Consider the following 21,878-nt stretch of genomic DNA (forward strand, 5'->3'; position numbering starts at 1 on the left):
AAACTGACCTTAAAAGATTTTTAAGCGATTTGTATCAGGTTAAGCTCATTTCCTAAAACAGATATATTGATGTATATTTGCATCTTCAAAAAAAGAGCAATCAAATTGCCAAAGTTGCTGATATGAGTTATATAAATTTTGATAAAAATCAACTGGTTAATCTTGAGTATAGTTTACCCAAGGAACTATTGAGAACCAGTCGCGAAGGTGCGTATGCCAGCAGCACAATCATCAATTGTAACACCCGGAAATACCATGGATTGCTTGTTGTTCCTCAACCGGCCATTGATGGTGGAAACCATGTATTGTTATCGGCATTTGATGAAACGCTGATTCAACACAATGCTGAGTTTAATCTGGGAATACGTAAATATCAGGGTGAAAATTTTTCGCCCAAGGGGCATAAATATCTGAAAGATTTCACCACCGAACCTATTCCCAAACTTACATATGGGGTTGGAGGTATTGAATTTACCAAAGAGATGCTGTTTTCTCATAAAGACGGGCGCATGATTATCAGGTATACCCTGGTTGATGCACATTCTCCCACAATTATCAGATTCAGGCCATTTCTGGCATACAGAAACATTCATGCCACCAGTAAAGCCAATTATGATGTTGATACAAGTTACGAGGCTATCAACCATGGAATAAAGCTCAGAATGTACAGAGGGTATTCCTTCTTACATATGCAGTTTTCTAAAGAACCTGACTATGTGCATGTGCCTGATTGGTACTACAATGTTGAATACATAAAGGAGAAATCGCGGGGATATGACTTTTTGGAGGATTTATATACACCGGGTTATTTTGAAATGCCCATTGCCAAAGGCGAGAGTATCTATTTTTCTGTTGGAATTGAACCTGTAAACCCTGCATCATTAAAGAAACTTTACAATAGTGAGATAGATCGCCGCGTTCCCCGCAACAGTTTTGAGCATTGCCTTTTGAATGCTGCCCAGCAATTTGTGGTTAAGCGTGGTAAAAAGGTTGAAATTATTGCAGGCTATCCGTGGTTTGGCCGTTGGGGACGCGATACATTTATTGCATTGCCGGGCCTGGCACTGGTTGCCGGCGAATTTAAAGTTGCAAAAGCAGCCATTGACAATATTATTCAGGAAATGCGGGGGCCGCTTTTCCCCAATATGGGTATTGGAGAGTATGCCCAGTATAATGCCGCCGATGCACCCCTTTGGTTCTTCTGGACACTGCAGCAGTATGGTATTTATACAAAAACCACACGCAAAATCTGGAAAGAATATGGCAAGAAACTTAAAACTATTCTGGAAGGTTACCGTGCCGGAACAGCCTATAATATTAAAATGCACGACAATAGTCTGATTTATGCAGGTGAAAACGGGTATGCAGTTACCTGGATGGATGCTGTGGTGGAGGGTAAACCGGTCACTCCGCGTATTGGTTATGCAGTTGAAATCAATGCACTTTGGTATAATGCCATGATGTTTGCCATTGAACTTGCTACCGAAGCTGGTGACGATGAATTTGTGGATGAATGGAAAAATATTGCGGCAGTTTTTCCTCAGGCATTTGTCAATAATTTCTGGGACGACAAACGGGGCTATCTGGCTGATTATACCAATGGTGAATACAAAGACTTTTCAGTCAGACCCAATATGGTTTTTGCTACTTCACTGCCTTACAGCCCGCTGAATGAAGAAATGCGCAATAGCATTCTTGAACGGGTAAAATCAGAATTGCTTACCAAACGCGGACTTCGTTCGCTGGCGCCCAAAAATCCGCTTTACAAAGGCGTTTATACGGGAAATCAAACCCAACGCGATATGGCTTACCACCAGGGCGCAGTTTATCCATGGCTTCTCGGGCATTTTATAGAAGGTTACCTGACCATTCATGGCAAATCAGGGCTGGGGCTGGCTACCGAATTGTATCTGGGATTTAATGAAGTCATGATGGAACATGGTATTGGTACCATTTCTGAAGTTTACGACGGTGACCCGCCTCATAAACCCGGCGGAGCAATTTCACAGGCATGGAGTGTTGCCGAACTGCTCAGGATTAACTGGCTTATCAGGCAGTGCTCTGCCCGTTAGCATGTGATAAATTGGCTTTTTTTATTGTTGATTATAAACCTGAAAAAGAAAAATGAAAGTACTGATGTTTGGTTGGGAGTTTCCTCCTCATATTACCGGTGGACTGGGAACAGCTTGTTTTGGAATGACCAAAGGCCTGTTGAAAAACGGTGTGGAAGTGCTTTTTGTTGTTCCCAAAGCCTATGGTGATGAAAGCGAGGAAGCTGTAAGACTTATCAACGCCAGTGATGTAACCATCGATATCCGCAAATCTGAACATCAGGATTTCTGGAAAAATATTACCTATCTTGAAGTAAATTCAAGCCTGGTGCCCTATGTTGGCCCTGAAGCATTTGACAACCTGGTGGAAACTGGTGAAGCTTACTTTTCGTGGTCTGAAGAATCTATTTTTAATGCACGATACACCTTCTCAGGAAAGTATGGTGCCAATCTGCTTGAGGAAGTCTCGCGTTATGCCCTGGTTGGGGCGCAAATAGCTTCTGAATCGCAGTTCGATCTGATTCATGCACACGATTGGCTCACATACCCCGCCGGAGTAGCTGCTAAAAAAGCCAGCGGTAAACCGCTTGTTGTGCACATGCATGCCACTGAATTCGATCGCTCCGGAGAAAATGTGAACCAACAGGTGTATGATATTGAACGTGCCGGTATGGAAGCTGCCGACAGAGTGATAACAGTGAGCAATCTTACCCGCAATATCGTGATTGAGCGCTACGGGATAGACCCTGATAAGGTAATAACCGTGCACAATGCGGTGGAACCAACCGAACATGCCGATATCAGGCAAATAGAAAAGCATGTTCCCGAAAAAATTGTCACTTTCCTGGGACGCGTTACTTTTCAAAAAGGGCCTGAATACTTTATTGAAGCCGCTTACAAGGTGCTTCAGCGCGATCCCAACGTCAGATTTGTAATGGCTGGAACAGGCGACCTGCTCGAAAAAATGATACGCCGGGTTGCTCAACTTCGCATTGCCACCAAATTCCATTTTACAGGCTTCTTGCGTGGCGAAAATGTTGACCGCATGTTTGCCATGAGTGATGTTTATGTAATGCCTTCAGTGTCAGAGCCGTTCGGTATTTCACCTCTTGAAGCCATGCGCTCCAATGTACCGGTAGTTATTTCCAAACAATCGGGCGTGGCAGAAGTCTTACAACATGCTTTAAAGGTCGATTTCTGGGATATTGATGCAATGGCTGATGCCATTTATGCACTGCTTCAATACAGAAGCCTCTCTTCTGTCTTCTCCAAATATGGTGCCCAGGAAGTTGATAATTTGAAGTGGGAGAATGCCTCCAAGCATATCAAAGATGTTTATGAACAGGTTTACAGGTAATTAATTGGTTAAATAGAAAAATACTTCGGATTATGAGATCAATTTGTTTTTATTTTCAGGTGCATCAACCTTTTCGTCTGAGGACATACAGGTTTTTCGATATAGGTGAAAACCACCGCTATTTCGACGATTACCAGAACAGATCTATCATCAGGCGGGTGTCAGAACGCTCATATATCCCGATGAATAACCTTTTGCTCAGCCTTATTAAAGAATATGGAGCTGCATTTAAAGTCAGTTTCTCCATTTCGGGTATTGCTATTGACCAAATGGAAATGTATGCTCCGGAAGCTCTTGAAAGCTTTAAAAAATTGGCAGCTACCGGCAATGTTGAGTTTCTGGCCGAAACATACGCTCATTCTATGGCTGCTTTGAAAAATCCCGATGAATTCAGATTTCAGGTGAAGAAACATGCCGATCGGATTGAATCGGTTTTTGGCGTTAAACCTACAGCTTTCAGAAATACCGAGTTGATTTATTCCGATCAGATAGGAGCTATGGTGCATGACCTGGGCTTTAATGTATTGCTTACCGAAGGCGCCAAACACATATTGGGATGGAAAAGCCCCAACTTCTTGTATTGCAATGCCATCAATCCTAAACTGAAACTTTTGCTGCGCAATTACCAGCTGAGTGATGACATTGGCTTCAGGTTCTCTAATCAAAACTGGATTGAATGGCCGCTTTCTGCTGAAAAATTTGCCGGCTGGCTCAAAGCCTATGATAAAAATCAACAGGTGGTCAATATTTTTCTTGATTACGAAACTTTTGGTGAGCACCAATGGGCCGAAACCGGTATTTTCGACTTTATGAAAGCTCTGCCACGACAGATATTTGCAACCACAGATTTTACTTTTTCAACTCCAACTGAAATTGCTAACCGATTGCAGCCTGTTTCAGCAGTAAATGTGCCACATGCCATTTCATGGGCCGATGAAGAGCGCGATTTAACTGCATGGCTGGGTAACGAAATGCAGGATGAAGCCTTCGATAGCCTGTATCATTTGGCTGATAAAGTCAATAAGTCTGATAATAAAGATATTCAGAAAGATTGGCTGTACCTGCAATCCTCCGACCATTTTTACTATATGTGTACAAAATGGTTTTCAGATGGTGCTGTTCATAATTATTTTAATCCTTACAGCACTCCCTATGAGGCGTTTATTAATTATATGAACGTGCTTTCCGATTTTATTGGCCGGGTTGAGAACAACCAGGAGAAGAAAACGCAACCTGTAGCTGAACTCAATATTCCGGATCCTTCAAAACTTACCAGGAAAATTCAGGAAGTAACCCCTCAACCGGATGATGCCGATGAAAATGAAACCGGTAACTTTGAAGTCTTATTCAGCCTGTCGAAAAAAGAACTCAAACATGCTCTCGGGCAGATAGATATGAAAAACCTGGCTTATGCTCTTTTTAACAGGGCAGAAGAAGAGGTTGAACAACTCCGCAAAAACCTTCCGGTTGCCTACCGAAACGAACTTGCAAAAGCTTTGCAGGCACTGAAAAAACCACGGAAGTCGGTTATTGACGCTCATCAGAAAAAGATTTCAGAGTTGCTTCAGACTTTGTTTAAACATTGATTATCATGATGCTAAGTCAATTTTGACTTTTGAATTCATTCACCACCAGACTAAAGGGTAAAAAATCAAGAACACTTGTTCTCAAGTGTTTCTATTGTTCAATTTTACAATAAATGAAATGACTGAAAATAAAATAATTAAGCCTGACTATATATTTGAAACCAGCTGGGAAATCTGCAATAAAGTCGGCGGAATCTATACGGTGGTTTCTACAAAGGCTCCGGGAGTTCAAAAGGAATTTGAAGACAACTATATACTGATTGGTCCTGATGTCTGGAAAGAAACCAATCAGAATCCTGATTTCAAGGAAGATAAGTTTATTTACAGATCGTGGCGCGAGCATGCTGAAACAAACGGACTCCATATCAGAATCGGAAGATGGAATATTGAAAGTAGTCCGATTGTTGTTCTGGTTGATTTTACTCCGTACATTCAGATTAAAGATAAAATCTTTACTGATTTTTGGGAAAAATTTAAACTGGATTCTATTTCCGGACAATGGGATTATGTTGAACCTGTGTTATTTGGATATGCTGCCGGTAAAGTAATCGAAAGCTTTTATGAGTTTAATCTCACGGCTCACGATAGGATAATTGCTCATTTTCACGAATGGATGACCGGGGCAGGTGTATTGTATCTGCGCGAATATGTGCCACAGGTTGGCTGTGTGTTCACAACCCACGCAACTGCGCTGGGAAGAGCTATTGCAGGTAATCACCTTCCGTTGTATGGCGATATGGCCGGTTATATTCCTGATATGACAGCCCGCCGGTTTGAGATTGTGTCAAAATTCTCGCTCGAAAGGGCTGCTGCTCAGAGCTGCGATGCTTTTACAACCGTTAGTGAAATTACTGCAAAGGAATGCAGCCACTTTCTTGGACGACAAGTTGACTTGATTACCCCGAATGGATTTGACGATAGTTTTGTGCCTCCCGCCGCTGAATTTGACAACCGCCGGTTGATGGCCAAAAATAAAATAATGCAGGTAGCCAGGGCCTTATTCAATTCTGACCTTCCGGAAGATACTATTCTTACCATCAACAGTGGCAGGTATGAGTTTCGTAACAAAGGGATTGACCTTTATATTGATGCATTGGCGCGTTTAAATCAGAATAAGGACCTTGACAGAAACATCATTGGTTTTATTGCAGTACCTGCTAACCATTCGGGCCCTTCTCAGGCGCTTGCAGCCCGGTTAAATGAGCCTGACTTTAGCCAGCCTACCGATGGCCAGTATCTGACCCATGGGCTGCATTACCCTGAGTACGACCAGGTTCTAAACAAAGCACATGCCGCTGGCCTGATGAATAGGCCTGATGATAAGGTGAAACTGGTTTTTATACCATCTTATCTCAACGGCCAGGATGGAATTTTTAATTTTTCGTATTACGAACTGCTTATTGGTTTTGACCTTTCTGTTTTTCCATCTTATTATGAACCATGGGGTTACACCCCCCTCGAGAGTCTTGCTTTTCATATTCCAACTATTACTACCAACCTGGCAGGCTTCGGATTGTGGATTAAAGAAAAGGTTGAAAAATATGAGCCCGGTGCATGGGTGATCGACAGAGATGATAAAAATCAGGCTCAGGTTGTTGAGAAAATTGCTGAAATTATTCAGATGTATGCAGGATTTGATGCCAAAAAGATTGAAGCAGCCCGAACCCTGGCTTTTGAAATTTCAAGAAGTGCCTTGTGGGATGAACTTTCAATCAATTATGGTGTAGCATACAGCATTGCGCTTAATAAGGTAGCAGGCCGTGAAGAACTTTTCCGTGACAAAAGGACCCCTGATGTACTCATGGCTTTTCAGCCTAAAAGATACCAGGCCCCGGTGTGGCATAAAGTGCTCATTAAGCCGGGTATTCCCGACAGGTTTACAGGATTGAAACGCTTATCGCGTAACTTATGGTGGACATGGAACCCTGAAACGGTAGAACTTTTCAGAATGATTGATCCGATTCAGTGGGAAGCACTGAATCATAACCCCATGTCGCTGCTCGAGTCGCTCACTGTAAAGCAAATGATGCAACTGGAGCGTAATGAAGCTTTTATTGCTAAGCTTGATAAAGTTTATGGCGAGTTTGAGGCCTATATGAAAAAAGCCTCTGAAAAACCAAAACATCAGATTGCCTATTTCAGCATGGAATATGGTTTGCACGATACTGTTCAGATTTTTTCAGGTGGCTTGGGAATTCTTGCCGGCGATTACCTGAAGCAGGCCAGCGATTCAAATGCAAATATGATAGGAGTGGGGTTACTCTACCGGTATGGCTATTTCCGCCAGCACCTCTCCATGTTCGGCGATCAGGTGGCCAGCTATAATCCTCAGAAATTTACCCATATGCCCCTAAAGCCGGTTCGCAATAGTAATGGCGAATGGGTCATGATCTCTATTGTTTTGCCCGGACGAAATCTGTATGCTAAAGTATGGAAACTCGATGTGGGACGTATTCCGCTTTATTTGCTTGATGCTGATATTGAAGAAAACAGCGAGGCCGACCGTTTTATTACCCATCAGCTTTATGGAGGAGATTGGGATAACAGGTTTAAACAGGAATTGTTGCTTGGCGTGGGTGGTATCCGCATGCTTAATGCCATTGGCATGAAACCACAGGTGTATCATTGCAATGAAGGGCATGCTGCTTTTATTGGAATTGAACGTTTGCGATTGCTTGTTCAGGAAAAGAACTTTCCATTTGATCAGGCCCTGGAAATTGTAAGGGCTACCCAGCTGTTTACAACACACACTCCAGTTCCGGCCGGACACGATGCGTTTTCTGAGGATGTGCTCAGGGCTTATATTCCTCATTATGCCGATAGATTGAATATTTCGTGGAATACGTTTATGAATCTGGGAAGATTTGTTGAAGACAAGCAGGATGAAAAATTTTCGATGAGCGTGCTTGCGGCCCGTCTGTCTCAGGAAATGAATGGAGTGAGCCGCATTCACGGACGCGTAAGCCGCGAAATGTTCCAGGGAATGTTTGAAGGATATTTCGCTGACGAACTGTATATCAGCCATGTAACCAACGGAGTTCACCTCCCCACCTGGGCTTCTCCTAAATGGCAGGCGCTGTACAAAAGAGTTTTTGGTGACGATTATATTGCGAACCAAACAAACAAAAATATCTGGGAAAAAATTTATGAAGTTCCCGATGAAGAGATTTGGGAACTCAGACAGCAACATCGCAAGGATCTGATTGATTTTCTGAAAATCAGACTTGGAGATGATTTGAAACGTCGTCAGGAAAATCCAAAGTTTATCCTGAGAACGCTTGATACATTAAATGATAAGGTTTTAACCATCGGATTTGCACGCAGGTTTGCGACTTATAAAAGAGCTCATCTGCTGTTTACCAATCTCGATCGTTTGTCTCAACTGGTCAATAATGCCAAACAACCGGTTCAGTTTGTTTTTGCTGGCAAAGCTCATCCGGCCGACAAAGCCGGACAGGATTTGATTAAGCGCGTACTGGAAGTCTCCAAAATGCCGCAGTTTTCCGGTAAAATCATTTTTATCGAAAATTATGATATGACCCTGGGTGCCAAACTGGTACAAGGCGTTGATGTATGGTTAAATACGCCTACCCGTCCGCTCGAAGCTTCCGGAACAAGCGGTGAAAAAGCTGTGATGAACGGCGTGGTCAATTTTAGTGTACTGGACGGCTGGTGGGCCGAAGGCTACAAACCCGATGCCGGATGGGCACTTCAGGAAGAGAGAACCTACGATAATCAACAGTTTCAGGATGAACTTGATTCTGAGAATATTTACAATATTTTTGTGGAAGAAATTGTCCCCAATTTCTATAACCGTAACGAAAAAGGGATTCCTGAAAAATGGGTCGCATCCATCAAAAAAACCATTGCCGGAATTGCCCCTGAATTTACCATGAAACGCATGATAGATGATTACTATAAGCAGTTTTATAATAAGCTTATCGGACGCTCGTCTATGATGTTTGCCAAGGATTATGAAAATATCAGATTATTGTCATCGTGGAAACGGAAAGTAAACAGAGGCTGGGATAGTATTGAGGTGGTTTCGGTCAATGTCCCCGATTCATCTAAAAAACCTTTGCGCCTTGGTCAGAATTTTGTTGCTGAAGTGGTTCTGAATGTGAATGAATTGTCAGCCCATAATGTTGGTCTTGAAATTTTATTCGGACAAAAGGATAACGATGAGGTAAAAAAACTGACATTTGTTGAAGAAATGGCCGTAATCGGAGTAAATGGAAATATTGTGACTTTCTTTATCGAAATTCCTACTTTGCAGGCCGGCGTATTCGATTTTGCATTCAGGCTCTTTCCAAAGCATCCATTGTTGCCTCACCGCCAGGATTTTAACCTGATAAGATGGATTTCTCAGGTAGAATAATCTGAATGAGAAATATGGAATAGAGTGGGCTTTTAAAAAATAATTGATTGAAGTGCCATTGGTTAGATTGATGGTAGCCCTGGCAAACAAATCTGAAAACTAAACCAAAACAAAGAATATGAAATTACTCGAAGGAAAAACGGCTTTAATTACGGGAGGTGCCCGTGGTATTGGAAAAGCTATTGCTTTGAAGTTTGCTGCTGAAGGAGCTGATGTGGCTTTTTCTGATCTAAATTATGATGCCGCCTCAGAATCCCTCGAAAAGGAGCTGGCTGCTTTTGGTGTGAAAGCCAAAGGATATGCATCGGATGCTAGTTCATTTGATGGCAGTGATAAACTGATTAACGATGTAATGGCTGATTTTGGTCGTATTGATGTGTTGGTAAATAATGCGGGTATAACACGCGACAATTTACTGATGCGAATGACAGAAGCCGATTGGGATTTGGTGATTAAAGTGAATCTGAAATCAGTATTTAACATGACCAAAGCTGTTCAGCGGGTGATGCTCAAGCAACGTTCAGGTTCAATTATCAACATGAGTTCGGTAGTTGGCGTTGGCGGAAATGCCGGCCAGTCAAACTATTCAGCCTCTAAAGCTGGATTGATTGGCTTTACTAAATCAATGGCACAGGAGTTGGGCTCACGCAGTATTCGTTGCAATGCCATAGCGCCCGGCTTTATCGAAACAGATATGACAGCAAAATTGCCGGAAGATGTTCGCAAAGCATGGATTGAAGGTATTCCGCTCAAACGTGGCGGTAAACCTGAAGATGTGGCAGATGTCAGTTTATTTTTGGCTTCCGACCTCTCATCATATGTAACCGGTCAGGTGATAAGCGTTTGCGGTGGTATGCAGATGTAATTATTGAACCAATTAATGTTAAATACAGGTGGTAACTTATTGCTTGTAGTTTAGCATAGTAGTATAAAAAATAATGGTGGGCTGCTTTCAGCAGCCCACCATTATTTTTTACCAGTTTGCTCAGTGGCCGCCACTACCTCCACCTCCGCTTGTAACTACTGTTACATCAACATAACTCAGATTGTTCAAGGTGTCAACAACAGGTTGAGATGCGGTTGTTTCAGGAGAACCCCATTGCCCGGCTGTATTTCCGGTATAATTGCCTATGACTGCATCTTCAAGATGTATAAATGAAGCATTGCCATTACCGCTCATGTAAAAAGTGAGCCGGTAAAGACCTAAAGCAGTAGGTTTCCATCCACCTTGTGAAGCACCATAAATGTATTTGCCTCCTACATTTAGTTCAGGTGCAAAACCAAACCCAGTTAATGGAGCCGAAACACCTTCGCCTATCCACATTCCTGCATCATCATCCCAAACAGGAATAGCATCAGCAGCAAGGGGTTGCACGATGAGCTTCGGTGAATTGGAAACAATAGTTGCCCAATTTCCCTCATACGTAGTTGCATTCGTTCCCTGAATTTCGTTCTTACTGCTGGTGTTGGCAAGTAATGCCATGAGAAATCCTGTCATCGGTGCATCTGAAATGTCGTAATACAGGGTAACCTCCAGTCTGAAAGGCCTACCAATCTTAGGGTTTACTGCTTCAATAACATCGCCCCAATCAATAAAAGTGACATAAAGGTCTTGATTGGCATTGGCGAACTCAGCCTGCCACAAATTGCCTGTTTCCTTTTGAGCATACTAGGGGCCGTTTTCATTCAGATAAACAAGTTCTTCTGCGGTTAATCCGGTAAATGGTCCAGTATAGGGAACCTCAAATTTAAAGTTAGCCTCTGATATCATACTGATGCTAAACCCATCAGAAGCAAAAACCGGAAATGACAGATTGTTGCCGGCAGGTTCGGTGTGGCCACCACCACCACCGTTGCCTCCACCGGCCTTGAGTGATGGATAATTTGATTCCTGATCAAACGAATCATCTGTACATTGCGTAAAAAACACCATGCTAAACATAACCAATGGTGCCAGAATTTTCTTAAACATGCTAACCTCCTTTTTAATATGTGAATAAAAAGTTCAGAGAACACTATTTTGAAAATAATAGTGAGTCCTAACAAAGGAGTATAGTGTAGAATGAATTCCGGAGTGCTTGAACAACCTTTTACGGGGCAGGTGATTTTATCTTTAGTTCAGCTAATGTGAATTAATTTAGAGTAGAATTCTAAATGGTTTGGTTGTTCGCAGGTAAGTAACTCGGGCAGGATTTAAGTGTTAAATATACAAAACAAATTTGTGAAAACCAAGGAATGGAAATTTATTTTATTGTTTGGATACATGTGTATATGCTCCATTTGTAGTGTGTGGGGAATTTAGAAATGCAAAAGTAGAAATCGCGTTCCGGGAAAATTACGGAACGCGATGATAGCAAAACATGAAAGTGCATGCCAGTATGTTAGGGTACAGGCATTGGAAATTTATGATATAATAAATTATCTGCAATAATCAGAGTTTGCAAACAATCCTTCAAGTTTGTCTGCAATATCAGCCGGATTGGTCAGTGGCATATCTTCCCCAAAAACTTCATAATTCAACAATTCGGTTTTTTTGATTTTTTTTATGGATGGTAATTTTGTCCTGTTTGTTGTGCTGAGGTGATTTCCATTTTCATCAACAATAATTACTTTGGGTAAGAAAACTCCTTTTCGGCCAATAAATGCATCCATGATGTTCACTGCATTTTCAAATTCTTCAGCAGTAGCCCGGCCCAGGGCTTCATATTTGTAAAGCTTTCTGCCATCCCAGGTAGAGATATCAGCAAAACTCTCGGAAATTTTCTTTTCAAGATGATTTCCCCGATTGAGCGTGTCGTGCCCTGATGGCATCAGAAGAATTTTTCCGCCACCGCCTTCAACATTGGCTGCATAACGGGGCATGGCAATGCCTGAAAGCCAACCTTGCAGATGTCTGATATATATTTTACCTACCTGAATCGGAGCTATAAAATGAACGATTCCTTTTTCTTTATGACACTGCAGCAAATAATATGGATGGACGCCTATCCAGAGCATTCTTCTGAAGGTTTCTGCCAAAGTTTTATAATTATCATTGATATGATTCAGAAAAACTGTTTGATTTCTTATGCTGAATCCATGTTGTCTGATTCGTTTGACAGCAGCGGCCAATTCTTCTGTAATTTCATGGAAATGGTTAATATGTGTCATGAAATACACGTATTTCTCAACTCCCTGGTTGTATTTATTGGCCGAAGTGTTAATCAGTTCAAGGATGTCATCAGTTATGCCCATCGGCATCACCACCGGCACCCTGGTGGCAATTCTGATGACACGCAGATGAGGTATTTTACTGAGTTCTTCAAGAATGTAGGCCAATCTGTTTTTACTTATTCTGAGTGCATCGCCTCCGGTAACCAAAACTTCATCAATGTTTTTGTTATAGGCAATATAAAACAATCCTTTGTTAATCTCTGTTGATGATACTTCAATGGTGCTATCCAATGATTTTGCCCTTTGGCAATGAATACAATAGGAAGCGCAGCTCGTGTTTTCGGCAACAAATAGTGCAACCCTGTTAGGATATCGCTGGTAAGCAGCTCCAAAGCTTCTGGAGCTTTCACTCATGGCCCCTTCCAGGCCTGTGTCAGGGAATAAAAGATTGGCAGGAGTCGGTACACTTTGCCAGAAAATAGGGTCAAGTTTATTTTCTGTTTTCTCACCGGCAAAACTCACCGGATGAAAGGGGTCTTCATGCATCAGCGTAGCATAATAGGGCGTTATTCTTAAAGCATCTTTCCCCTCAGCTCTTAAGCTCTTTATTGTTCTTTCAATCTCCTTTTCCTGGTATTCTTCCAGTTTAATGACCAGCTTGAGTTGCTCTATGGTTCTTATAGAGTTTTTTAATTGCCAATCGGGGCTATTCCATTGGGCTTCAGTAATGTCTTTCCATAAATCAATAGACTTATAGTTTCTGGGTTTGTAAAAAACTGAATCGGTGTGCGTCATTGTTTTAAAAGTATTTAGCATTGCCTTGTGTTGAGCAATATGAGTAGTATGAGTTAAAGTTGATGAATCCGGAGCGAATCAGGCGAATATACCTGGATTGTTTACCTGATTTTGGTGATACAGCTATAGGATACTGTCATATGATTTCACCATGTTTTTCCGGCCATCGGGTCTGTTTTGAAAATGTACAGATTGAGTATCTGACCTCTTTACAAAGATACGTTTTTTTATGAAACAGTTTACCAAAAGGGTTTACAGTGAGCTTTTCAGGGATATTTATCAGGTTGAATACGGCTTGATTTTCAAGTGATATTTTATAATTGATGTAATCTAAAAATATAATGACTTGTATCAGAAATATTTATAGCAGAATGAGTGCTCAAAGCTGCCTTCAAATCCTGTGTTAATCTGATAAAATTATGAATAATCATGACTTGCAGTTTTTAAATGATTACAAGTCTTTATATATTTGTGAAACATTAAACAAAAGTTTCTTATGAAAAAGTCAATTTTATTTTTATTCTCACTTCTGATTTTAACCGGACTGAAAGCACAGGACTGTGATGGTTACTTTCCGGCAAAGAGCGGTACTTTTATCGAAACCAAAAGCTATGATGCCAAAGGCAGGTTGACCGGAACCAACCAACAAACCATTCTGGCAGTTGAGCCTATGGCAACAGGCCTTACCATGAAAGTACAAAGCGAACAATTTGATGACAAGGATAAGCCAACTTTTTCGCAGGTACTTGGTATGCGCTGTGAGAACGGAGTTTTTTATATGGATATGAAGAACTTCCTGGATCCCAAAACGATGGGAGGAATGAAGGATATGGAAATGACTGTTGATGGACTTGATTTGGAGTTTCCCAATGTTCTGCAGGTTGGTCAGACATTAAACGACGGAAATATCAATATGGGCGTTTTGTCAGGTGGTATGCAAATTATGAGCATGTCTGTTAAAATGTATAATCGTAAGGTTGAGGCAATTGAGAGTGTTACTACTCCGGCAGGTACTTTCGAGTGTTATAAACTTACTTACGATATGGATATCAAATCAATTATGAAAATGACCGTAAAAGCCACACAATGGGTGGCCAGGCATATTGGTGCTGTGAAGACTGAAACATACGATAAAAAAGGCAATTTGTCGGGTTATACCGTACTCTCTGCTTTTCATGAATAAATAAGTCATTTTATAATGAAAGGTTGTCGGTGAGGTTATTCTTTTCTGCTTCACGACAACCTTTTTTTATTGTTATAATTTAATCCTGCTGCGTTTAACTAACTGGCTTTTTTCTGAAATTTGCACTTTAATATCAAATCTTTTTGTTTTGGGTTTTCAAATTGTTTCTGGTTTTTCTCTCTGGCTGTTGCCCTTGTGTTTTCTGTTTGGTGCAGTCATGGCTATTGTGCTGTATTATAAAAATACATCAGATGATTATCCCCGCAAGCTGGTTTGGATACTTTCCCTTTTTAGGTTTTTTTCAGCAAGCCTGATTGCTTTTCTATTGCTTTCACCAATGGTTAAAACATTGGTCCGTACCACTGAAAAACCAACGATTGTTATCGGAATTGATAATTCGGCATCTGTGCTTCTGGGCCCTGACTCTACCTTGGTGTCTGATAGTTTGTTGATAAGGTTTAATCAGCTGGCCGAAAATCTTGGCGGTGATTTTGAATTGGTAAAATATCGCTTTGGCCAAAAGACAATGGAGGCTGATACAATCGATTTTAAAGATAAGCAGTCAGATATTTCATCGTTTTTCAATCAGGTAAACAGTCGTTTTTATAACAGAAACCTCGGAGCAGTCATCATCGCAACTGATGGAATTTATAATGCCGGAACTGACCCTTTGTATCAGCTCAAAAGTGTTTCATATCCGGTATTTACCGTGAATCTGGGTGACACCACCATGTATCGCGATTTGCTGTTGAAAAAGATGAATTACAACCGTATTGCTTATAAAGGAAATCGCTTCCCTGTCGAAATTCTTGTGCAGTCGATTGAAGCCGCTGGGGAGGCTGCTGCTTTAAAAATTGAACATAACGGGGCTGAGGTTTTTCATCAAGAGCTCTCCTTTTCTTCAGATAATCAGGTTGTTACTGTGCCTGTTATGTTGCAGGCCGATGAAACCGGGCAGCAAAGGTATCGCGTAAGCATTGAACCTTTGACCGATGAAACAAATCTGTCAAATAACAGTCGCGATATTTTTATCAACGTAAAAGAGAATAAACAGAAGATTGCCATTATTGCCAATTCACCTCACCCTGATTTGTCGGCCATTGAACAAGCCATCGGCAACAGCAATAATTTTGAAACTGAACTGTTTTACAGCGATAATTTTACCGGAAAAGTATCTGATTATAGTCTGTTTATCCTGCATCAGCTGCCTTCTGCTACCAACACGCTTACAGGGCTGATGATTGAGATTTCAAAGCAAAAGAAACCGGTGTTGTTTATTATGGGCAATCAGTCCGATGTTTTAAGATTAAATACGTTGAAAACAGGTTTGCTGCTCACAGATTATAAAAGTTCTGTAAATGAAGCCTTACCGGTTCTTAATGAAGCATTTCCGCTTTTCACAACTTCTTCAGGACTGAAAAAATTGTTGAGCGAGGTTCCTCCGTTACAAAGCCCTTTTGCCAGGTATCAACTGAATAATTCAGCATATGTATACTCTTATCAGTCTATCGGAAATTTGACTACTCAGATGCCTCTTATTTTCTTTAACCAATCAACCGACAGGCGTACAGGTTTGATAGCAGGTGAAGGCATATGGAAATGGCGACTGACCGATTATGCACTGAACAATTCTCATGCAGCTTTTGACGAACTGATAGGAAAGATGGTTCAGTATTTGTCAGTTGAAACTGAAAAAAGCAGATTTAAAGTCTCGTGGCGTAATTATTATGCTGAAAATGAAAGTATTGAATTTGGTGCCACGCTTTTTAATGAAAGTGATGAATTGATCAATGATAAACCCGTTTCAATCATCATCACCGGTGAAGATAAAAAGAATTACGAGTTTGATTTTACAGCAACAGGTGAAGCTTATACATTGAATGCCGGGAATTTCCCCCCGGGTATTTATTCATTTACGGCAAAAGTGGAGAGTGGCAGCGGAGTTCTTACGCAGTCAGGGAGTTATACCATCACTGCTCTGAACCTTGAAGATATGAACACAATAGCCAATCACCGCCTGTTAAATTCAATGGCTTCGGTTTCGGGCGGAAAGTCAGTATATCCTGATGAAATAGGCCAGCTTGCAGCTTTGCTCAAGGGTAGGGCAGATGTTAAACCAGTGACGTATGTAAGAAAACGACTGACCGATTTGATTAATTTTTACCCTCTGCTCGCGCTCGTTATTTTACTGATGGCTACAGAATGGTTTATTCGCAAATATAACGGAAGCTATTGATTTGCTTTCTGTTATAATGGTGATAAGCCAAATGGCTTGATGTTTTTTGTGTTGTTCCCGGATTAAAGTAACCGACCATGTCTCAGCTTTTGTATTATTTCATTTTTCTGTTTGTAATTGCAGGTTTTTTGTTTGAGCAACTGATCTCATTTCTCAATCACTTGTCACGTTCAGGCAGTGTTCCATCTGTTTTAAGCGATGTGTATACAAAAGAGCGTTATGATACTTATATACATTATAAATCTGACTCCTATCGCTTTGGATTGTTGGTGAGCTGGCTTTCATTTGCAGCTACACTGCTTATGTTATGGGGCGGCTTTGTGTATTTGGATGATATGGTTAGTCAATGGGTTGATAATCGTATTTTACAGAGTTTATTATTCTTTGGGCTTTTGGGTTTAGCCGCCGATTTATTGAGTATGCCTTTTGATCTTTACGACACCTTTGTAATTGAACAAAAATATGGTTTCAATAAAATGACACTGGCAACCTATTTTCTTGACAAGATAAAATCATGGTTATTAGCTGTATTGATAGGCGGCGGATTGCTATCCCTTATTATATGGCTTTATTCACTGCTTGGGTCGTCATTCTGGTGGCTGGCATGGATTGTAATCACTGCTTTTTCATTGTTTTTCAGTCTGTTTTACTCCACATTGATTGTTCCTTTATTTAATAAACAAACCCCACTTGAACCCGGTGAACTGCGCGACAAGCTTAATACGCTGGCAATTCAGGCAGGGTTTGATATCACTGGCATATATGTGATTGATGGTTCAAAAAGATCAACCCGTTCAAATGCATATTTTTCAGGATTTGGTTCCCGTCGCAGAATAGTGCTGTATGATACGCTTATTCAGCATCAGAGCAGCGATCAGATTGCGGCCGTTCTGGCACATGAGATTGGCCATTATAAAAGAAAACATACCATTAAAGGGCTGATTATGTCTGTTCTGCAAACAGGCCTTCTGTTATTCCTTTTTTCAATCATTGTTGGTAATCCTATTATTTACGAAGCATTGGGAAGCAGCCGTCAGAGTTTCCATCTCGGACTCATTGTATTTGTAATCCTTTATAGCCCGGTGTCAACCCTGCTTTCTTTGTTTTCAAATAATATTTCGCGCAGATTTGAATTTGAAGCAGATGCATTTGCAGTGCAGCACACAGGCAGAGAAGCTTTGGCATCATCGCTCAGGATTCTGGCGTCTGATAATTTATCAGACCTGACTCCCCATCCTTTATATGTTTGGGTAAATTATTCACATCCACCACTTAAAAAGCGTCTGGAGAAGATTCAGGGGACTGAAAAGTAAAAATTATTTTCCTATCCCGGATCTGAAAATATTGCCGGTCAGAAAGGCGAGGGTTTCCATGGCGTCAATTTTTCTGGCTGCATTGTAATCTTCGGTTGCAGCCCAACGGTTGCCCATTCTTTGATTGGCCAGCCCCCTGTAAAGGTAGGCATACAGGTTCTCCGAATTAAGGTCGAGGCAAACCGTAAAATCAACCAGCGCCCCGGCGTAGTCTTTTAGCAGTAATTTATTGTATCCCCTGTGATAATAGGCCGTTTCATATGTATTATCCAGGTTTATGGCTGCGTCACATAACAAAATAGCCTGAGAAAAGTTCTTATTTTTTGTGGCTTCAAGAGCGGCTCTTACATATTGACCTGCTTTGTTTTGAGGAAATGCAACTAAACTTACATTTGTCAAAAGCATCACCATCAGAAGTAATAGTATCTTTTTCATGAATATGTCTTGAATGGGGAATCCTGTAACAGTTGATAAAGTTAACAAAAAAGCTGTTCTTCTGTTTAAACAGCGGCCTTGTTAGAGTTCTGACGGTAAAGGTCGATAAAAAGTTACACTTTCTTTGCATTAACAATCGATATTAGGTAGTAACTTGCACGAAATTTCAATGTATTGTTTGTAATTTACAATAAACTGGTAATCAACTGTTTAAAATTTCGTGAATGCTTAAAGAGTATTTTGTTGTATTCAAAGTTTACGCAAAAAGGGTGTTGAAGTTCGTGTTTGGCATCTTTTTTAGTTTGCCTGCTTATGCATCATCCACCTGGAAAAGGCTGTTAATGCGAATATTTCAGGTGCTGATGCTCATTTTGGTGGTCATTTTATCGGTTGATTTCAATTTATTAGGCCTTTTCGGTCCTTCTCCCCGGATTATTGATCTGAAAGACCCCGATTTGAGCGTTGCCTCTGAGCTTTATGCTGCTGACGGTTCAATCATTGGAAAATACTACCTTGAAGACCGGAGCCCGGTTGAGTTTTCTGAATTATCGCCCGTTATTATCAATACTTTACTTGCCACTGAAGATATCAGGTTTTATCAACATCACGGCATTGATTTCAAAGCCACTCTGGCTGCTGTATGGAGTACTGCAACGGGTGATAAAAGAGGGGGAAGTACCCTTACCCAGCAATTGGTTAAAAACCTTTACAAAACCCGTCATAAAAACCGGAAGGGATTGTTGGGCTACATTCCGGGAGTGAGGGTTATAATTGATAAATCAAAAGAATGGATAAATGCCCTGAAGCTTGAGTTTTTTTATTCAAAGGATGAAATTTTGACCATGTATCTGAATACAGTTGATTTTGGTAGTCATGCCTTTGGAATTAAGTCAGCAGCATCTGTATTTTTTAATAAAACACCCGCAGAGCTTACGCCTGAAGAAGCGGCAGTACTTATTGGGTTGTTGAAAGCGCCTTCCTATTATAGTCCTGTTCAGAATCCTGAAAATGCCCTCAGAAGAAGAAACAGCATTCTTTCGCAGATGAGTAAATATGGCTTTTTGGATAAAAATATAGCTGATTCACTGATGAATACTAAACTTCAGTTACATTTCAGGCAAAGAGTTGATGATGATGACGCTACCTATTTTAAAGAAGCTGTTGCCAGAAGTTTACAGGAATGGAGTAAAGAAAGCGGATATAATATCTACACAGGAGGTCTGAAAATTTATACTTCCATTGATCCCAAACTTCAGGCTTATGCTGAGCAGGCAGTGGAGAAGCACATGAAACGCCTGCAGAAAAGGTTTTTTGAGCATTGGAAGGGCGAAAACCCATGGATTAACAGTAAAGGTGAAGAAATTAAGGGTTTTATTGAAGAGCTGGCAGAGGAAACACCTTATTTTGAGAGCTTATCTAAAAAATACAATGGAAACAAAGATTCCATCAATTATTATATGAATAAGCCACATCGCCTTCGCATCTTTTCCTGGGATGGCAAAAACGATACATTGATGAGTACAATGGACTCCATTCGATATTACAGGCATTTGCTGAATACCGGTTTTGTAAGTATGGATCCAAAAACTGGTTTTATTAAAGCCTGGGTAGGAGGGGTGAACTTTCACTATTTTAAGTATGATCATGTAAATCAGGCGCGCAGGCAGCCAGGCTCGCTTTTTAAAGCATTTGTATATACCGCTGCTTTTGAACATGGACTTGGTCCTTGCGATACACGGGCCGACAGACCTGTAACGATTAAGTATACAGAGAATGGTGAAGCTAAAACATGGTCGCCTCACAATGCCGACTGGAATTTTTCAGGAGGAAGTATTACGTTGAAAAATGCATTTGCGCGATCGGTAAATTCCATTGCCGTTCAATTGACCGAAGAAGTGGGCTGGGACAAGGTTATTGAATGTGCTCAGCGCATGGGTGTAGATTCTCCGCTGAAAAATGTGCCTTCTGTTTGCCTGGGGTCAAGTGATGTTACATTGCTCGAAATGGTGAATGCCTATTGCGCTTTTTTAAATGGAGGCATGTTGAATGAGCCGGTTTTTGTAACACGTATTGAAGATCAGGAAGGAAAAGTGATATATGAGTACCAACCTTCCAATAAGCGCGTAATAAGTGAGGAAATTGCCTTTCTGATGAGTATAATGCTGCGCTCAGGACTAACTGAACCGGGAGGTACCACGCAAGGTTTGTGGGAGTATGATTTGTTCAGATACGATACTGATTTTGGTGGCAAAACAGGTACTTCATCCAATTTCTCGGATGGCTGGTTTATCGGAATAACGCCTAAACTGGTTTCAGGAGTATGGGTGGGTGGAGAACACCGGAATACGAGATTTCGCACTTCACAGCTGGGCGAAGGTTTGCGCACAGCCCTTCCTGAATACGGATATTATATGGAGAAAGTTTTGCAAGACCCCACACTCAAGCAATACAGAGGGAAATTCAGTAAACCGGAAATTGAAATTTCTAAACCTTATTCCTGCGTTTCTGCATACACAAAGCCCGATACTACTTCAATAGAAACGCCTGAAACAGAATTTCCTGATTCTTTATAAATCCTTTTTTCTCAATATCAGATACATCAGGGCGATGAATATCAGGTTGTATATCAAACAACTTGCTATGTCCTGCCAGGCTGTATGGTTTCTGAATGATACTCCAAAAAGCTTCATCAATGGACTGTTAGGTAATGGAATCAGATTGCCGATAGATTCAAGAGGGAGTTTTTGTCCCAGGCTTTCAGGAAGCCTGAAAACGAGAATTTTTTCAATTACCAGGGTGTAAAGCATCAATAGAATCACAGAAATTCCGGCCCTTTTAAATATAATGGCAATGAAAGCAGTAAAAATCAGGTAGCTGAATATTTCGAATGCATGAGCACCAATAAACCAAAGTCCGGGATTAATAATTTTTGAATAATCAGGCGTAGGCTGCAGGAGTCCGGCAACCAGTCCGCATAAGCCTACTGTTAGAGCGATGGCTATGGAAAAACAAGCAATAAGTATAATTTTGGCAGATAAATAAATTGCCCTGCTGGTGCCAGAAATAAGTTGCTGTTTTAAAGTGCTGAATGAGAATTCGTTGGTAATCAGAATGATGATCAAAAATGCCGGAAAAACTTTCAAATAGCCGGCTACATAAGCCAAATTTTGCCATACCATAGGGAAAGCGTACACGGTTATGGATGGAACGGGCAAAGGTGACTTGTTATTAATATTTACTGTTACATTGTTTAGAAAAGCCTGAATACCAAACAGAACTACAATTAATGTTAAGATATAAAGTCCTGTAAGTACCCAGAAAGTGCGATAATTGATTATTTTAATCAATTCAGCATTGATTGCAGATTGTAAACGTTTCATAATTGCGCCTT

Annotated in this window: 14 protein-coding genes; 9 read left to right on the forward strand and 5 right to left on the reverse strand. The window is 40.9% G+C overall.

What is annotated here, in order from left to right; translation table 11 throughout:
* The first annotated feature begins 122 nt into the window (after positions 1 to 122).
* The 5 genes from H6541_05520 (at position 123) to fabG (ending at position 10,237) form a co-directional block, all read left to right on the forward strand.
* The gene (locus H6541_05520) at positions 123 to 2,072 is read left to right on the forward strand and encodes a glycogen debranching enzyme family protein (protein ID MCB9015236.1); all 1,950 of its coding nucleotides are present in this window, start codon (positions 123 to 125) and stop codon (positions 2,070 to 2,072) included.
* Positions 2,073 to 2,124: 52 nt separating this feature from the next.
* Positions 2,125 to 3,408, forward strand: a complete 1,284-nt coding sequence (locus tag H6541_05525; GenBank protein ID MCB9015237.1) for a glycosyltransferase family 4 protein — start codon at positions 2,125 to 2,127, stop codon at positions 3,406 to 3,408.
* 32 nt (positions 3,409 to 3,440) lie between these two features.
* On the forward strand, positions 3,441 to 4,994 hold the full coding sequence (locus H6541_05530; protein MCB9015238.1) for a polysaccharide deacetylase family protein: 1,554 nt from the start codon (positions 3,441 to 3,443) through the stop codon (positions 4,992 to 4,994).
* A 118-nt stretch (positions 4,995 to 5,112) separates the two neighbouring features.
* Positions 5,113 to 9,372 (forward strand): alpha-glucan family phosphorylase, encoded by a 4,260-nt coding sequence (gene glgP, locus H6541_05535; protein ID MCB9015239.1) that lies wholly within the window; start codon positions 5,113 to 5,115, stop codon positions 9,370 to 9,372.
* Between the two features lie 118 nt (positions 9,373 to 9,490).
* Complete coding sequence (gene fabG / locus H6541_05540; protein ID MCB9015240.1) at positions 9,491 to 10,237, forward strand: 3-oxoacyl-[acyl-carrier-protein] reductase; 747 nt, start codon at positions 9,491 to 9,493, stop codon at positions 10,235 to 10,237.
* A 120-nt stretch (positions 10,238 to 10,357) separates the two neighbouring features.
* Here the strand turns inward: fabG and H6541_05545 are convergent, their stop codons facing one another.
* The 3 genes from H6541_05545 to H6541_05555 all read right to left on the reverse strand — a co-directional run bounded on the left by H6541_05545 (position 10,358) and on the right by H6541_05555 (position 13,320).
* On the reverse strand, positions 10,358 to 11,017 hold the full coding sequence (locus tag H6541_05545; protein MCB9015241.1) for a hypothetical protein: 660 nt from the start codon (positions 11,015 to 11,017) through the stop codon (positions 10,358 to 10,360).
* 24 nt (positions 11,018 to 11,041) lie between these two features.
* The gene (locus H6541_05550) at positions 11,042 to 11,344 is read right to left on the reverse strand and encodes a hypothetical protein (protein MCB9015242.1); all 303 of its coding nucleotides are present in this window, start codon (positions 11,342 to 11,344) and stop codon (positions 11,042 to 11,044) included.
* 446 nt (positions 11,345 to 11,790) lie between these two features.
* Positions 11,791 to 13,320, reverse strand: a complete 1,530-nt coding sequence (locus H6541_05555) for a KamA family radical SAM protein (GenBank protein MCB9015243.1) — start codon at positions 13,318 to 13,320, stop codon at positions 11,791 to 11,793.
* A gap of 496 nt (positions 13,321 to 13,816) precedes the next feature.
* On the opposite strand from H6541_05555, the gene H6541_05560 reads away from it, so the two are divergent.
* The 3 genes from H6541_05560 to H6541_05570 all read left to right on the forward strand — a co-directional run bounded on the left by H6541_05560 (position 13,817) and on the right by H6541_05570 (position 18,052).
* Positions 13,817 to 14,503: a hypothetical protein gene (locus tag H6541_05560; protein MCB9015244.1), complete on the forward strand. Its 687-nt coding sequence runs from the start codon at positions 13,817 to 13,819 to the stop codon at positions 14,501 to 14,503.
* A gap of 148 nt (positions 14,504 to 14,651) precedes the next feature.
* Entirely contained in the window at positions 14,652 to 16,739 is a 2,088-nt protein-coding gene (locus H6541_05565) for a hypothetical protein (protein ID MCB9015245.1), read from the forward strand.
* 77 nt (positions 16,740 to 16,816) lie between these two features.
* A complete protein-coding gene (locus H6541_05570) occupies positions 16,817 to 18,052 on the forward strand; it encodes a M48 family metallopeptidase (GenBank protein MCB9015246.1) in 1,236 nt (411 codons plus the stop codon).
* A gap of 3 nt (positions 18,053 to 18,055) precedes the next feature.
* Here the strand turns inward: H6541_05570 and H6541_05575 are convergent, their stop codons facing one another.
* Positions 18,056 to 18,487, reverse strand: a complete 432-nt coding sequence (locus tag H6541_05575; GenBank protein ID MCB9015247.1) for a hypothetical protein — start codon at positions 18,485 to 18,487, stop codon at positions 18,056 to 18,058.
* 224 nt (positions 18,488 to 18,711) lie between these two features.
* Between H6541_05575 and H6541_05580 the strand changes: the two genes are divergently transcribed.
* Positions 18,712 to 21,060 carry a transglycosylase domain-containing protein gene (locus H6541_05580; GenBank protein ID MCB9015248.1) on the forward strand — a complete coding sequence of 783 codons (2,349 nt, stop codon included), beginning with the start codon at positions 18,712 to 18,714 and terminating at the stop codon, positions 21,058 to 21,060.
* Here H6541_05580 and H6541_05585 read toward each other — a convergent pair.
* Positions 21,055 to 21,867, reverse strand: a complete 813-nt coding sequence (locus H6541_05585) for an ABC transporter permease subunit (GenBank protein MCB9015249.1) — start codon at positions 21,865 to 21,867, stop codon at positions 21,055 to 21,057. The two genes, H6541_05580 and H6541_05585, sit on opposite strands and share 6 nt — an antisense overlap.
* Between the last annotated feature and the right edge of the window lie 11 nt (positions 21,868 to 21,878).

Source organism: Lentimicrobiaceae bacterium (genome assembly GCA_020636745.1).
In the GTDB taxonomy this organism is placed as follows: Bacteria; Bacteroidota; Bacteroidia; order Bacteroidales; family Lentimicrobiaceae; genus Lentimicrobium.

Bases quoted from the DNA above. Each gene is read 5' to 3' on its own strand.
- H6541_05520 (MCB9015236.1), top strand. From the start codon at position 123: ATGAGTTATATAAATTTTGATAAAAATCAACTGGTTAATCTTGAGTAT.
- H6541_05525 (MCB9015237.1), top strand. From the start codon at position 2,125: ATGAAAGTACTGATGTTTGGTTGGGAGTTTCCTCCTCATATTACCGGT.
- H6541_05530 (MCB9015238.1), top strand. From the start codon at position 3,441: ATGAGATCAATTTGTTTTTATTTTCAGGTGCATCAACCTTTTCGTCTG.
- glgP (MCB9015239.1), top strand. From the start codon at position 5,113: ATGACTGAAAATAAAATAATTAAGCCTGACTATATATTTGAAACCAGC.
- fabG (MCB9015240.1), top strand. From the start codon at position 9,491: ATGAAATTACTCGAAGGAAAAACGGCTTTAATTACGGGAGGTGCCCGT.
- H6541_05550 (MCB9015242.1), bottom strand. From the start codon at position 11,344: ATGTTTAAGAAAATTCTGGCACCATTGGTTATGTTTAGCATGGTGTTT.
- H6541_05555 (MCB9015243.1), bottom strand. From the start codon at position 13,320: ATGACGCACACCGATTCAGTTTTTTACAAACCCAGAAACTATAAGTCT.
- H6541_05560 (MCB9015244.1), top strand. From the start codon at position 13,817: ATGAAAAAGTCAATTTTATTTTTATTCTCACTTCTGATTTTAACCGGA.
- H6541_05570 (MCB9015246.1), top strand. From the start codon at position 16,817: ATGTCTCAGCTTTTGTATTATTTCATTTTTCTGTTTGTAATTGCAGGT.
- H6541_05575 (MCB9015247.1), bottom strand. From the start codon at position 18,487: ATGAAAAAGATACTATTACTTCTGATGGTGATGCTTTTGACAAATGTA.
- H6541_05580 (MCB9015248.1), top strand. From the start codon at position 18,712: ATGCTTAAAGAGTATTTTGTTGTATTCAAAGTTTACGCAAAAAGGGTG.
- H6541_05585 (MCB9015249.1), bottom strand. From the start codon at position 21,867: ATGAAACGTTTACAATCTGCAATCAATGCTGAATTGATTAAAATAATC.